This is a genomic window from Thalassovita autumnalis (genome assembly GCF_001458255.1).
In the GTDB taxonomy this organism is placed as follows: domain Bacteria; phylum Pseudomonadota; class Alphaproteobacteria; order Rhodobacterales; family Rhodobacteraceae; genus Thalassobius; species Thalassobius autumnalis.
This window is the reverse complement of the sequence record NZ_CYSB01000008.1, coordinates 53,204-65,583: the sequence shown is the minus strand read 5'-3', so window position 1 is coordinate 65,583 and position 12,380 is coordinate 53,204. Positions and strand designations below refer to the sequence as shown.

Here is a 12,380-nt window from a genome sequence, read left to right as displayed (position 1 = left end):
TTCAAAGGTTTGGGATACACCTTAGCTGACTGTCCAGTTTTCTGGGACCACTTCACAGCGCGGGCAGAACGGCAACGGGCTCAGCCCTCAGGCCCCGGGTGGCAAACCAATCCAGCTTCATGCCCAGTGTGGGTTGCAGCGAAATCAGGCTGGCGCGAATGGTCGGACCGTCCGGCGTGGCGGCCCAGCTATAGCCCTGTGCTGCGGCCAGCGCGAACAGCGGCTCCTCGCGCCAGTCGTAATCTGGTGGGTTCTGACAGCCTGTATTCAGGTCACCCCCGATGACCACCGGCAGGTCGCCCGCAAAGGCCTGAACGCGGTCCAGAAGGTCGGCAAATTGCCTGCCGCGATAGTCCCCTTTGGCGTTGCTTTCCAAATGGACGGAGACGACACAGATCGGCCCGGCCTCGGTTGCCAGTTCAGCCGAAATTGCCATGCGGCCGCCCAGCCGGGGCTGGCCGGGATCACCGGCACTGTCAGGACCGATCTGGAACCAATGCCCCTCTTCATCCAGACGCATCAGCGCCAGCCGGGTAAAGGGCACAGCCGACAGTATGGCATTGCCGTGAAACCCCAAAGCGTTGAAATCATCGCGGCAGAACTGCCGTTCGACCAGGCCGCCCAGATCCATTTCAAGAAACTCAACACCATAGGCGTAATGCATGCCCATGGCTGCCGCCATTTCTGCGGTGGTATTGGCCTGACCCGTGCGAGCCATGCCGTTATCCACCTCACTGAGCAGGACCACCTGGGGCGCATGCCCGGCCAGTGCCGCTGCGCATTTGTCGGGGAACAACCCGCGTTCCACATTCCAGGCTGCGATGTTGAAGGCGGCGGGCAAAAGCTGCGCTGCGGCTGATCCGCCAACTTCCAGCATTTGCATCGCCGGCACCGCAGCCAGCAGGTTGCGATGCGCCGCGCCTGTGCGATCTGCGGCGCGGATCTCCGCCAGCTGCGCTTCAGACACAGCTGGCAGTTTCTGTACCGTTTCGGTCACCTCATGGCTCACAAACGGCGGCCGCTGTTGGCGTCGAAGACATGCGGCTCACCGGATTTGATCCGCAACGCAATCTGGCCCTCGGTCACCTCTTGCTGTTTGGGCACCGAGACCGAGAACTCCTGACCGCCCAGATCACCGTGCAGCAGCCGGTTCGCGCCCAGTTCTTCCACAATTTTCACCTCCATCTGCATATCGCCATCTTCGGCAATCTCCAGATCTTCGGGGCGAATACCAACCAGCACATCGCCACTGGCACCTGCCGGTGCAGGGAAGGACAGGCCCTCGGTCACCTCAGCCGTGCCTGCGCCATTGACCTTGGCTTTCAGCAGGTTCATCGGCGGAGCGCCCATGAAGCCCGCCACAAAGGTTGAGGCCGGGTTTTCATAGATCTCGGTCGGGGTGCCGATCTGTTCAATCACACCGCCGTTCAACACGATGATGCGATCTGCCATGGTCATGGCTTCGACCTGATCATGGGTCACATAGATCGCCGTTACACCAAGGCGGCGCTGCAGGGCGCGGATTTCGATCCGCATCTGGTTGCGCAGCTTGGCGTCGAGATTAGAGAGCGGTTCATCAAACAGGAACAGATCCGGGTTCCGCACAATTGCGCGCCCCATTGCCACCCGCTGACGCTGACCACCGGACAGCTGACTGGGCCGGCGGTCCAGCAGCGCCGAAAGGTCCAGCATCTCAGCAGCTTCAGCCACCTTGCGCTCAATCTCCGCCTTGGAGACCCCGCGGTTTTTCAGCCCGTAGCCCATGTTCTTGGCCACAGTCATATGCGGGTAAAGCGCGTAGTTCTGGAACACCATCGCAATGTTGCGATCGGCGGGGTCAACGTCATTGACCACACGGTCGCCAATGCTCAGCGCCCCTTCACTGATGTCTTCCAGACCGGCGATCATCCGCAACAGGGTGGATTTGCCACAGCCCGAAGGGCCAACCAGCACCACAAACTCCCCATCGGGGATGTCGAAGGAACTGGGTTTGACGGCCTCAAATCCGTTTGGGTAGACCTTCCGGATTCCGTCTAGCGTTACTTTTGCCATTGTACTTTTGTTCCTTATTTATCGGATTCCGTCAGGCCCTTAACGAACCAGCTCTGGAAGAAGATCACCACGAGGACCGGCGGCACGATCGCCACAAAGGCCAGTGCCAGCGCCTGCCCGTGTTCGGGGATCTGCGCATCGGTGTAAGAGATGACGATTTGTTTGATGCCACGCACCAGCGTGAAGAAGCTCTCTTCGGTGGTGATCAGGGTTGGCCACAGATATTGGTTCCAGCCAAACACGAACATGATGATGAACATCGCCGCAATCATGGTGCGCGACAGCGGCACCAGAATGTCGATGAAGAACTTCACCGGTCCGGCCCCATCAATGCGGGAAGCTTCGACCAACTCTTCCGGAACTGAGCGGAAGAACTGCCGGAAGAAGAAGGTCGCCGTTGCCGAGGCAATCAGCGGCACGATCAACCCGGTGTAGGTGTTGGTCAGGCCAAGGCCCTGGATCACCTCATAGGAAGGCAGAATGCGCACCTCCAGCGGCAAGAGCAGCGTGGTGAAAATGATCCAGAAGGCAAAGCTGGCAAAGCGCAGGCGGAAGTAGACAATCGCGTAAGCCGCCATCATCCCGATGATGATTTTGCCCACCGCAAAGCCGATGCCCAGAATGAACGAGTTGGTTAGCATCCGCATCCCATCCACCGTGTCGGTGAAGCCGCCCTTTTCAAACATCGCCTTTTGGAAGTTGACGCCCAGCTGGTCGCCCATTTTCAGCTGCAGCCCTTCGCGGTGAATGGTCACCGCATCATGGCTGGCCGTGGTGAAGGCCAGAAGAACCGGCAGGATCATGAAGAGCGACCCAACGATCAGCACCAGATGGTCCAGCGCAACATTCCACTTGAACCGGCGTTTCGGTGTGATGGTGGCCGCATTGGGTGTGGCTGTTGTGATATCAATCATGTCAGCCCCCTCAAGTATAGTGGATCCGGCGTTCTACCAGCCGGAATTGGAAGATAGTCAGCGCCAGAACCAGCACCATCAGGATCACCGATTGCGCCGACGAGCCGCCAAGGTCATTGCCGCGGAACCCGTCAACATAGACCTTGTAAACAAGGGTCATCGGGTTATTGCCCGGCTCACCTTTCACCAGCGTGTCGACCACACCGAAGGTGTCAAACAGCGAATAGGTGATGTTGATGATCAGCAGGAAGAACCCGGTGGGTGCCAGCAGCGGGAAGGTCACATCCCAAAAGCGGCCCATGCCGGAACGGTTGTCGATCAGCGCAGCTTCGCGCACCGAACGCGGGATCGATTGCAGGCCGGACAGGAAGAAGATGAAGTTGACCGGAACCTGTTTCCAGACCGAGACAATCACCATCGCCGAGGCGGTATCAAAGTAGTTCACACCCAGTGTGAAATCCCAGCCCAGCGACTTGAAGAAGTTGCTGATTGGCCCTGTGGATTGGTCAAACATCATGATGCCGATGAAACCCGCAACCGGCGGCGCCACCGCATAGACCCACATCAGCAGCGTGCGATAGGTCTTGGCCCCGCGCAGGATGTTGTCGGCTTTGACTGCCAGCAGCAGCGATAAGGCCAGCGAAAAGAAAGTCACCAGTAGGGTGAAGATAACCGTGAACCAGGCAACCTTGCGATATTCAGAGGCACTCAGCAGATCGGTGTAGTTTTCCAGCCCCACAAAGGTAGAGCCGAAACCGAACGGGTCCTGCAAATAGAAGGAAGATTGGATCGCATAGCCCGCGGGCCAGTAGAAAAACACGGCAATGATGATGAGCTGCGGCACCAGAAGTAGGACCGGCAACCATCGATTGGTAAATCCTGCACGTTTCATCGCGTTCTCGATCTTGAATAGGGTTGGGCGGCCGCCAGATGGCAGCCGCCCCTTTATTGCTGTTTAGCGGCGATTAGCCTTGGGTTTTTGCGAAGCGTTCCAACAGTTTGTTGGCTTCTTCTTCAATCGCCTTGAACGCGCTGTCCACGTCGGTTTCACCGGTCAGGATGCGGCCGTATTCACGGTTCATCACGTCACGGATCTGAACGTAGAAGCCCATGCGGTAGCCTTTGGTGTTGTCACCGGCCGGCAGGGTCAGCTGCTGAATGCCAACTTCGGCGGCAGGGAAACGCTCATAGTGACCATCTTTGCCAGCCATGTCGTAGGCGGCGTTGGTGATCGGAACATAACCGGTTTCTTTGTGCCAGAAGTACTGGGTCTCAGCCGAGGTCAGGAAGCGGAAGAATTCGGCGGTTGCCTTGTTTTCTTCGGCCGATTTGCCTGCCATCGCGAACAGAGCAGCGCCACCGATGAAGGTCTGGGTCGGCTCTTTGGTTACACCTTCCCAATAGGGCAGCATGGTTGCCGAGAAGTCAAAGCCCAGGTCTTTGTTCAGCAGACCACCGAAGGAGCCCGAGGAACCCAGCCACATAGCCACTTTGCCTTCTTCGAACGGCTTGGCGTTGTCACCCCAACCGGTGCCGAACCACTCAAACATGCCGTCTTTCTGCCACTCGGTCACAGCCGAGAAGTGCGCTTTGATGGCGTCGTTGTTGACCAGGATCTTGGTGTCTACACCGTCATAGCCGTTGTTGTTGGTGGCAAACGGCAGGTTGTGGCGCGACATGAAGTTTTCGGTGAAAATCCACGGCAGGTGCGACTGCGACAGCGGGGTGTAGCCTGCGCCTTTCAGGGCCGGTGCGGTGACCGACTGGAACTCTTCCCAGGTTTTCGGTGCGCTTACACCGGCTTTTTCCAGCGCGTCCATGTTGTAATACATGATCGGGGTGGACGAGTTGAACGGCATGCCGATCATCTTGCCATCGCTGTCGGCGTAGAAGTAACGCACACCGGCGATGTAGTCGTTAATGTCAAAGGCGATGCCATTGTCGGCCAGCAGATCCTGAACCGGGATAGTTGCGCCTTTGGCACCGATCACGGTGGCGGCGCCAGCGTCAAACACCTGCATGATGTTGGGCTGCTCGCCGGCACGGAAGGCGGCGATACCTGCGGTCAGGGTCTCTTCGTAAGAGCCTTTGTAAACCGGGGTGATCTTATAGTCGGACTGGCTGGCGTTAAAGTCAGCTGCAATCTGGTTAACGGTTTCGCCCAGCTGGCCGCCCATGGCGTGCCACCAGGTGATTTCGGTCTCAGCAAAGGCCACACCTGCGGTCATGCTCAGCACGACGCTCAGCGACGCGGTTTTGTTGAAAGTCATTTGTTTTCTCCCAGTGTGGGGCCCTTGCGGACCCCGGTCTTGTTTCCCTGTGCGCACCCCACACCGCGTGGAATGATTTCAGTTACGCGGCGCTCCATAGGACGGGTTGCACACGACCCAAGGTCGTTCCTCCCGAAACATCCGAACTGCAAAAGACATAAAAAACAGAAACCTACCGGTCCTATCCGCCTTTTGCGAATCCGAGAACTCCCAAACGAGTCGCACTATAACTGCACACGTGTTCATCTACTGTCAAAACATAACTGCAATGTGACAACTGACAGACAATTTCACCAAATCGGATTTCTTTTGGGTTTCTTTACTTGTGACGAGGGCGTTAAACTCAACCTGAGGGAACGAACAATCGGTACAACAGTGAAACGGAACAAACGTGTGACCGCCACCGATGTGGCTGAAGCCGCGGGCGTCTCCCGGTCGGCCGTCTCACGGGCCTTTACGCCCAATGCCTATCTGGATGCGGAAAAACGCAGCCACATCATGTCGACCGCGCTGCGGCTCGGCTACCGGCCCAATGCCCTGGCGGCCAGCCTGCAGGGCAAGCGCAGCAATCTGGTGGCTGTCGCAGCCGGCGGCATGAACAACCTCTATAATGCGGAATTCACCGCGATGCTGGTGGCCCGTCTGAACGCTGCAGGAAAGTGGCCGATTGTGATCGGCGGCTCCGAAGCGGTTTTGGAAGAGGCGATTCTGCCAGTGCTGAGTTATCCGCTGGATGCGCTGATTGTCCGCGGCTCCTCGCTATCGAAACAGGTTTTTGAAGATTGTGCCAAGCTGAACATCCCGCTGATCTTCTCGGGCCGTATCATCGAAGCAACCTTTGCCGACTGTGTCTCCTGCCGCAATGCCGATGGCACCGCGCAGGCCACCCGCCAGCTGATCGCCAAAGGCCGGCGGCATTTCGGCTTTATCGGCGGGCCCGAGGGGCTATCATCATCAAACGACCGTCTGACGGGCATTCGCCAGGCCCTGTCTGAGGCCGGGCTGGAGCTGACCGCGCTGGCGCAGTCAGATTACACCTACGAAGGTGGCCGCGATGTTGCTGGGAAGCTGCTAAGCGATCACCACATTGACGCGCTGCTTTGTGCAAATGATGCCACTGCCCTTGGGGCGCTTTCGGTCGCGCGCTACGGGCTGCATCGGCAGGTGCCACAGGATCTATCCATCGTTGGGTTTGATGACATCGCCCAGGCCAGCTGGCCGGAATATGACCTGACCACCCTACGCAACCCGTTAGATCAAACCATCGAAGAGATTCTGCGCCTTCTGCAGGAACGTCTGACGGATCCCGGAAAACCAAATGAACAGGTCTATATCGATCCGCAGCTGGTCCAGCGGGGTACGGGCTGACTGTATCCCGTTGTTTTAAAACACAAAAAACGCCCCAAACGCACTGCATTGTCGGGCGTATAGATTGTTAGATATTTTGGGAAATATGGTACCGCCTCCCCGGCTCGAACGGGGGACCTCTGGATCCACAATCCAGCGCTCTAACCAACTGAGCTAAGGCGGCACTGAGGGGCGATTTACAGACACCCACGGGGGATTGCAAGCCCGTTCAAGCGATATTTCTACGCTTTCTTGGCGGCTTTTTTACCGACGCAATGGAAGCGCTTAAAAACAAGGGGCCCGCCTATGTGCCCCCCTGCCCGGTTCCCATTCTTCCCTGGTTTCAGCCCAAACGCATCGCGGGATCGATGTCAGGGCGCGGGGCAATCTTGCCAAAGTCAACGCAAACCGCTAGCTGAACTTAACGGAAAAGGAGAGCCGATCATGGGCATCAACACCGAACGCGACATCGAAGCCAACCTGCAAATTGGACCGACCGACCACGGTATGGTGCGCCTGTTCATCGACGCCGGTGAACTGGAGATCCCGATGGATTTCGATCCCGAAGAAGCTGAAGAAATCGCCGAAGAAATCCGCGCCGCCGCCCAAGCTGCACGCGCGGTCAAGTAAGCAGCGGCCTTATACACGCGGATCGCGGTAGCTTTGCAGCCGCCGCGCCGCGTCGCTGGCGAATTTATGTGTCAGCTTCTTGCGCCGGGCTGCGGCCAGCTTGTCCTCAGGCCCCATGCGAATGATTTCCCCGCCATAGGCATCTGCGATCATCAGACCGGTGCCTTCCGGCAATAAATCGGTGGGAAACTCCGCATCGACCGCCCAGAAATAGCGGTCACAATAATCCAGATAGCCCTGCCATTTATTGTCAGACTGAAAATCGGCGCGGCTGGATTTGCATTCAAAGACCCAGATCTCACCTTTGGGCCCCAGCCCCATCACGTCCACACGCAGGCCCCGGGCCGGTACGAACTCCTCGACTGAAACAAAACCATAGCTTATCAGCGCCCGGCTTACGCCGCGCGCCAGCAGCTGGCCCGGCTGCATTTGCAACAGCTGTTCAGATGGAATCGCGTCATCATCATGCATGGCACAATCATGAACATATCGTGAACAAATGCAAGTCTTGGCCGCGAGGTCGCAGAATTGCCGATCAGCCGGCGGCGATTACTTGCGCCGCGGCCTCCAGCGCGCCAGCACCATGCGGGATTCCCTCGGCCTTAAACGCCATATCAATCGCGCCAAGCGCCCCCATCACCATCTGCGGGTTCACATGCCCCATATGGCCGATACGGAAGAAGCCTTCGCCTTTGGGGTCATCTTTTTCAAACATGCCCAGACCAATGCCAAGGGTCACACCGGCGTTCTGTTCCGTCCAAGTCCGCAGTTTCGGCCCGTAAGGCAGCCCGATCCGCAACGAGGTCACAGCACGTGACCGATGGGAGGGATCTGCAACATTGATCGTCAGCGGCCCGTCCTGTCCCCAGGTGTCACAGGCGGCCCAGATGGCGCGGGCCAGAACATCATGGCGGCGCCAGACGTTTTCCATACCCTCTTCCTTTAGCATATCCAGCGCGACACGCAGACCGTAGAGATGATGCGTCGGGGCAGTGCCGCCAAAGTACTGATAAAGGTAATCGGGGTTGGCCCGCGGCTCCCAGTCCCAGTAGCGCGAAACCCGCGCCATTGCTTTGCGCGCCTCTGCAGCCTTGTCACTAAAATAGACAAAACCCAGCCCTGGCGGCGTCATCAGCCCTTTCTGGCTGGCAGCCACCATGACATCGACGCCCCAGGCGTCCATCTCAAACCGGTCACACCCCAGCGAAGCAATACAATCCGCCATCAACAATGCCGGGTGGCCCGCCGCGTTCATCGCAGCGCGCAGGGCGGGGATATCATTCAGCACACCGCTGGAGGTATCAACATGGGTGGCCAGTACCGCTTTGATCTTATGGTCGGTGTCTTCGCGCAGCACCTTTTCCAGACGATCGGGATCAAACGGGGATTTGCGGCCAAAATCGACCACCTTGGTCTTGATGCCCAGATCACGGGCCATTTCAGCCCAGCCGTGGCCAAACCGCCCCGTGGCCGCCACCAAAACGGTGTCGCCTTCATTCAGCACATTGGCCAGCGCAGCCTCCCAAGCGCCGTGACCATTGGCGATGTAGATCGCAACGTTATGTTCAGTACCAGCCACCAAACGCAGATCGGGGATCAGGCTTTCGGTGACTTCAACCAGCTCACCCTCATAGATATTGGGCGCGGAACGGTGCATTGCACGCAACACCGCCTCTGGCATTACCGAGGGGCCGGGGATGGCGAGGTATTGCTGTCCGTTCTTCAGTGTCATTCTGGTCTCCTGTCTTGCTGCGAGTGACCCTAACTCCGCAAAACGCGGGGTCAATTGCGCTAACATCAATTCTCTTGATGGGGGTGTTTTTGCTTTGTGATATGCGCGGCTTTGCCCCTACTATGGGCGCTGCTCCGCCGGGCGCGCTTGCCACAAGTCAGGCGGTACACTAAGAGTCCCGCTCGAACTGCAAGGACAGGACAATATGAATATCTTCAAGAAGTTCAAAGACTATGAAAAGGGCAATACGATGCCCGATCCTTTGGACCTGTCCAACCCAGAACACCGCAAACAGGCGCTACGCCACTTCGATTGGGCTGACCACGGTATTCTGCGCCGGGTGTGGACGAATTTCTATGAAATCGCCCCCGGCGCCTATCGCTCCAACCACCCCAATGAAGAGCAGTTCAAGAAATACGCCGAGATGGGGATCAAATCGGTGATCAACCTGCGCGGCGTTTCAAAGCGGCCGCATTTCCATCTGGAAAAAAAGATCACCGACGAATTGGGCCTGGCACGCTACGATATCGCCCTTCACGCGCGCGCGGCGCCACCGAAGAAGAGCATTCTGGAGCTCTTAGACACCTTCAACGAAATCGAGCAGCCCTTCATCTTACATTGCAAATCCGGTGCGGATCGGGCTGGGCTGGCGAGTGCTTTGTATCTGTTGCTCATCGAAAAGGCACCGATCGCTGAAGCCCGCAAAATGCTGTCGCTGCGGTTCCTGCATATCAAATGGTCGAGCACAGGCGTGCTGGACTATTTTCTGGACGTCTATGAAGCGCGCCAGAAGGAGACTGGAATTTCGTTCGAGGACTGGGTGCGCAGCGAATATGACGCGGATGCTCTGAACCGTGCCTATTTTTCCGGATCGAAGTCCGCAAAATGACCGATAGGACCGACCTGCCCCAGACCGGCGCCACCAAGCCGCCAGTCAAAGACGTCAAAAGCAGCGTATTGCTGAAGTGGCTCTGGAGCCGATACCTGCACCAGTACACTGGCTGGATGTTCGGCGCGATCGTCTTGATGTCGATCGAAGGCTCAATGCTGGGCGCGATGAGTTGGATGATGCGCCCCATGTTCGACGACGTGTTTGTCGACGGGGGGTCTGGCGCAATCTGGTGGGTTGGCGGCGCTTTTCTGACCATTTTCCTGCTGCGCGCTTTGACCTCTATCGGCCAGAAAGCCTTGCTGGCCTATATTTCACAGCGTTCTGCAGCCAAACTGCGGGTTGATATGCTGAACCACCTGATGCGTCAGGACGGTAGTTTTCACCAGACCCATCCGCCTGGCTTTCTGATCCAGCGTGTGCAAGGCGACGTGGAAGCCATCAACCAGGTTTGGGGCGTGGTCATCACGGGTGCCGGGCGCGACGTGATTTCACTGTTCATTCTCATGATGGTGGCGCTGACTACCGATTGGCAATGGACCCTGATCGCCTGTGTGGGCATTCCCCTTCTGGTTCTGCCCAGCCAAATGGTGCAGACCTTTGTGCGCCGCCGCTCGCGTCAGGCGCGTGACCTTTCGGCCAAACTGGCCACCCGATTGGATGAAGTTTTCCACGGTATGGTCCCCGTGAAACTGAACCGCCTGGAAAGCTATCAATCCGACCGCTACAGCACCCTGACCGATGATCTGGTCACCGCTCAGGTGCGGGCCCGTATTGGCGAAGCGGCAATCCCCGGGCTGATCGATATCATGGCCGGTATTGGCTTCCTTGGAGTGCTGGTCTTCGGCGGATCCGAAATCATTGCGGGTGAAAAAACCATTGGTCAGTTTATGACTTTCTTCACCGCAATCGGCTTTGCCTTTGAACCACTGCGCCGCCTCGGCGGGATCACCGCCACATGGCAAAACGCCGCCGCCGCGATTGAACGTATCAAAGAGCTGATGGACACGGAACCGAAGCTGACCTCCCCGGCCAAGCCGGTGCAGGCACCAAGCGGCATGCCTGACGTGCAGCTGCGTGATGTGCGCCTATCTTATGGCGAAACCGAGGTTCTGCGCGGCACCACGTTGACGGCACCTGCCGGCAAAACCACCGCTTTGGTTGGTGCCTCAGGCGCTGGAAAATCGACCATCTTCAACCTGCTGACCCGGTTGGTTGATCCAAGTTCCGGTGACGTGCTGATTGGTGGTGTCAAGGCGGATCAGATGGCCCTGCCCGCGCTGCGCAACCTCTTCAGTGTGGTCACCCAGGACGCGGCGCTGTTTGATGAAACACTGCGCGAAAACATACTGCTGGGTCGGACCGATGTCAGTGACGCTCAGTTGAAGGCCGCATTGGACGCCGCACATGTCAGCGACTTCCTGCAGAAATTGCCGCAAGGCTTGGACACGCCGGTGGGGCCACGTGGCTCAGCGCTCTCAGGTGGGCAACGTCAACGTGTGGCCATCGCACGCGCACTGCTGCGCAACAGCCCTGTTCTGCTGCTGGATGAGGCCACCAGCGCGCTGGACGCCCATTCGGAAAAGGTTGTTCAGGAAGCGCTGGACAAGCTGGCCGCCAGCCGGACCACGCTGGTCATTGCGCACCGGCTGTCGACCGTGCGCAATGCGGACAAGATCGTTGTGATGGACCGGGGCCAGGTGGTGGATCAGGGCACCCATGATGAATTGCTGGCACGCGGTGGCATCTATGCCCAGCTGCATCAGCTGCAGTTCAAGACCGACGGCCCGACCGCCGATACGATTGCGCTAGAGCGTGCGGGTCGGCGCCGCAAAGATAGCGCAGCAGGCACCACAGGTTCCGACGCCCCCGGCGCAACCAACCTTCTTGGACGTATTTCGCGCCGCTTGTTCGGACGCTAAGAGGAATGGCCCGCAACTTCCCCTTGAGGGCGCGGGCCATCGCCACATCTTCCATCAAAGGCTGATCGGCAAACCCGCCCACCAGATCATACAAGGCGCGGGGGAGCAGCAGGGCCTGATCGCCATAGGGCAGATCAAACCACTTTGCCCTCAGATTGGCCCAACCCGCGACCCAACGCGCGCCCAGCCCCGTCTCAAGGAACTTCAGGCGGAAATAGGCGGCGGCCTCTGGATGGGCCTCGATATGGTCCAAAACCGCATCCGCCCAGCCCGCAGGCAGTTCGGTATCCGCATGTAGAAACAGCACCCAGTCCCCCGCGGCCGCAGCAGCGCCACGGCGCAACTGCCCTCCGCGGGAGGGCGCGCCAGTCACAACCGTCGCACCAACCTCTTCGGCGATCTGAACCGTCTCATCGTTTGATCCTGCGTCAGAAATGATCAATTCACGGATCACGCCAGCCTGCAGCCCCTCCATCAGCGGGGGCAGACTGACCGCCAGAGCCCCGCCGGCATTCAGTGTCGGAATCACCACCGAGAGAGCTGCGCGCATCTTCACCTCATTCTGATGCCTCTGTGGCATCTGCCCCTGTTGCCTGTGCTGGCAAAGCCTATATTACATAACCA

General features: G+C 58.3%; 11 protein-coding genes, 1 tRNA gene and 1 pseudogene. 4 read left to right on the top strand and 9 right to left on the bottom strand.

Annotation, left to right across the window (positions count from 1 at the left end; genetic code table 11):
* Positions 1-52: 52 nt before the first annotated feature.
* The 5 genes from TL5118_RS02845 to TL5118_RS02825 form a co-directional block, all read right to left on the bottom strand.
* A complete protein-coding gene (locus TL5118_RS02845; protein WP_058243097.1) occupies positions 53-997 on the bottom strand; it encodes an endonuclease/exonuclease/phosphatase family protein in 945 nt (314 codons plus the stop codon).
* Positions 998-1,005: 8 nt separating this feature from the next.
* Positions 1,006-2,052, bottom strand: coding sequence for an ABC transporter ATP-binding protein (locus TL5118_RS02840; protein ID WP_058243091.1), 1,047 nt, complete (start codon positions 2,050-2,052; stop codon positions 1,006-1,008).
* A gap of 14 nt (positions 2,053-2,066) precedes the next feature.
* The gene (locus TL5118_RS02835) at positions 2,067-2,966 is read right to left on the bottom strand and encodes an ABC transporter permease subunit (RefSeq protein ID WP_058243090.1); all 900 of its coding nucleotides are present in this window, start codon (positions 2,964-2,966) and stop codon (positions 2,067-2,069) included.
* A 10-nt stretch (positions 2,967-2,976) separates the two neighbouring features.
* A complete protein-coding gene (locus TL5118_RS02830; protein ID WP_058243089.1) occupies positions 2,977-3,858 on the bottom strand; it encodes an ABC transporter permease subunit in 882 nt (293 codons plus the stop codon).
* Between the two features lie 73 nt (positions 3,859-3,931).
* Entirely contained in the window at positions 3,932-5,236 is a 1,305-nt protein-coding gene (locus TL5118_RS02825) for an extracellular solute-binding protein (RefSeq protein WP_058243088.1), read from the bottom strand.
* Between the two features lie 375 nt (positions 5,237-5,611).
* Here TL5118_RS02825 and TL5118_RS02820 point away from each other — a divergent pair, with 375 nt between their 5' ends.
* Positions 5,612-6,604 carry a LacI family DNA-binding transcriptional regulator gene (locus tag TL5118_RS02820; protein WP_242601717.1) on the top strand — a complete coding sequence of 331 codons (993 nt, stop codon included), beginning with the start codon at positions 5,612-5,614 and terminating at the stop codon, positions 6,602-6,604.
* An 86-nt stretch (positions 6,605-6,690) separates the two neighbouring features.
* On the opposite strand, the gene TL5118_RS02815 is transcribed toward TL5118_RS02820, so the two are convergent.
* A tRNA-His gene (locus TL5118_RS02815) sits at positions 6,691-6,767 on the bottom strand.
* A gap of 260 nt (positions 6,768-7,027) precedes the next feature.
* Between TL5118_RS02815 and TL5118_RS02810 the strand changes: the two genes are divergently transcribed.
* Complete coding sequence (locus TL5118_RS02810) at positions 7,028-7,213, top strand: DUF6324 family protein (RefSeq protein ID WP_058243087.1); 186 nt, start codon at positions 7,028-7,030, stop codon at positions 7,211-7,213.
* Positions 7,214-7,222: 9 nt separating this feature from the next.
* On the opposite strand, the gene TL5118_RS02805 is transcribed toward TL5118_RS02810, so the two are convergent.
* Together TL5118_RS02805 and TL5118_RS02800 are read right to left on the bottom strand one after the other, a co-directional pair.
* Entirely contained in the window at positions 7,223-7,684 is a 462-nt protein-coding gene (locus TL5118_RS02805) for an MmcB family DNA repair protein (protein WP_058243086.1), read from the bottom strand.
* A 64-nt stretch (positions 7,685-7,748) separates the two neighbouring features.
* On the bottom strand, positions 7,749-8,945 hold the full coding sequence (locus tag TL5118_RS02800; RefSeq protein WP_058243085.1) for a pyridoxal-phosphate-dependent aminotransferase family protein: 1,197 nt from the start codon (positions 8,943-8,945) through the stop codon (positions 7,749-7,751).
* Positions 8,946-9,150: 205 nt separating this feature from the next.
* On the opposite strand from TL5118_RS02800, the gene TL5118_RS02795 reads away from it, so the two are divergent.
* Complete coding sequence (locus TL5118_RS02795; RefSeq protein WP_058243084.1) at positions 9,151-9,834, top strand: phosphatase domain-containing putative toxin; 684 nt, start codon at positions 9,151-9,153, stop codon at positions 9,832-9,834.
* Positions 9,831-11,756, top strand: a complete 1,926-nt coding sequence (locus TL5118_RS02790; protein ID WP_058243083.1) for an ABC transporter ATP-binding protein — start codon at positions 9,831-9,833, stop codon at positions 11,754-11,756. Before TL5118_RS02795 ends, TL5118_RS02790 begins: the two co-directional genes overlap by 4 nt.
* Here TL5118_RS02790 and TL5118_RS20840 read toward each other — a convergent pair.
* Positions 11,692-12,306, bottom strand: a pseudogene (locus TL5118_RS20840) (glycosyltransferase); the annotation flags it as partial. The gene TL5118_RS02790 and the pseudogene TL5118_RS20840 sit on opposite strands and share 65 nt — an antisense overlap.
* Between the last annotated feature and the right edge of the window lie 74 nt (positions 12,307-12,380).

Coding starts and splice junctions, on each gene's coding strand:
- TL5118_RS02840 (WP_058243091.1), bottom strand. CDS start 2,052: ATGGCAAAAGTAACGCTAGACGGAATCCGGAAGGTCTACCCAAACGGA.
- TL5118_RS02835 (WP_058243090.1), bottom strand. CDS start 2,966: ATGATTGATATCACAACAGCCACACCCAATGCGGCCACCATCACACCG.
- TL5118_RS02830 (WP_058243089.1), bottom strand. CDS start 3,858: ATGAAACGTGCAGGATTTACCAATCGATGGTTGCCGGTCCTACTTCTG.
- TL5118_RS02825 (WP_058243088.1), bottom strand. CDS start 5,236: ATGACTTTCAACAAAACCGCGTCGCTGAGCGTCGTGCTGAGCATGACC.
- TL5118_RS02810 (WP_058243087.1), top strand. CDS start 7,028: ATGGGCATCAACACCGAACGCGACATCGAAGCCAACCTGCAAATTGGA.
- TL5118_RS02805 (WP_058243086.1), bottom strand. CDS start 7,684: ATGCATGATGATGACGCGATTCCATCTGAACAGCTGTTGCAAATGCAG.
- TL5118_RS02800 (WP_058243085.1), bottom strand. CDS start 8,945: ATGACACTGAAGAACGGACAGCAATACCTCGCCATCCCCGGCCCCTCG.
- TL5118_RS02795 (WP_058243084.1), top strand. CDS start 9,151: ATGAATATCTTCAAGAAGTTCAAAGACTATGAAAAGGGCAATACGATG.
- TL5118_RS02790 (WP_058243083.1), top strand. CDS start 9,831: ATGACCGATAGGACCGACCTGCCCCAGACCGGCGCCACCAAGCCGCCA.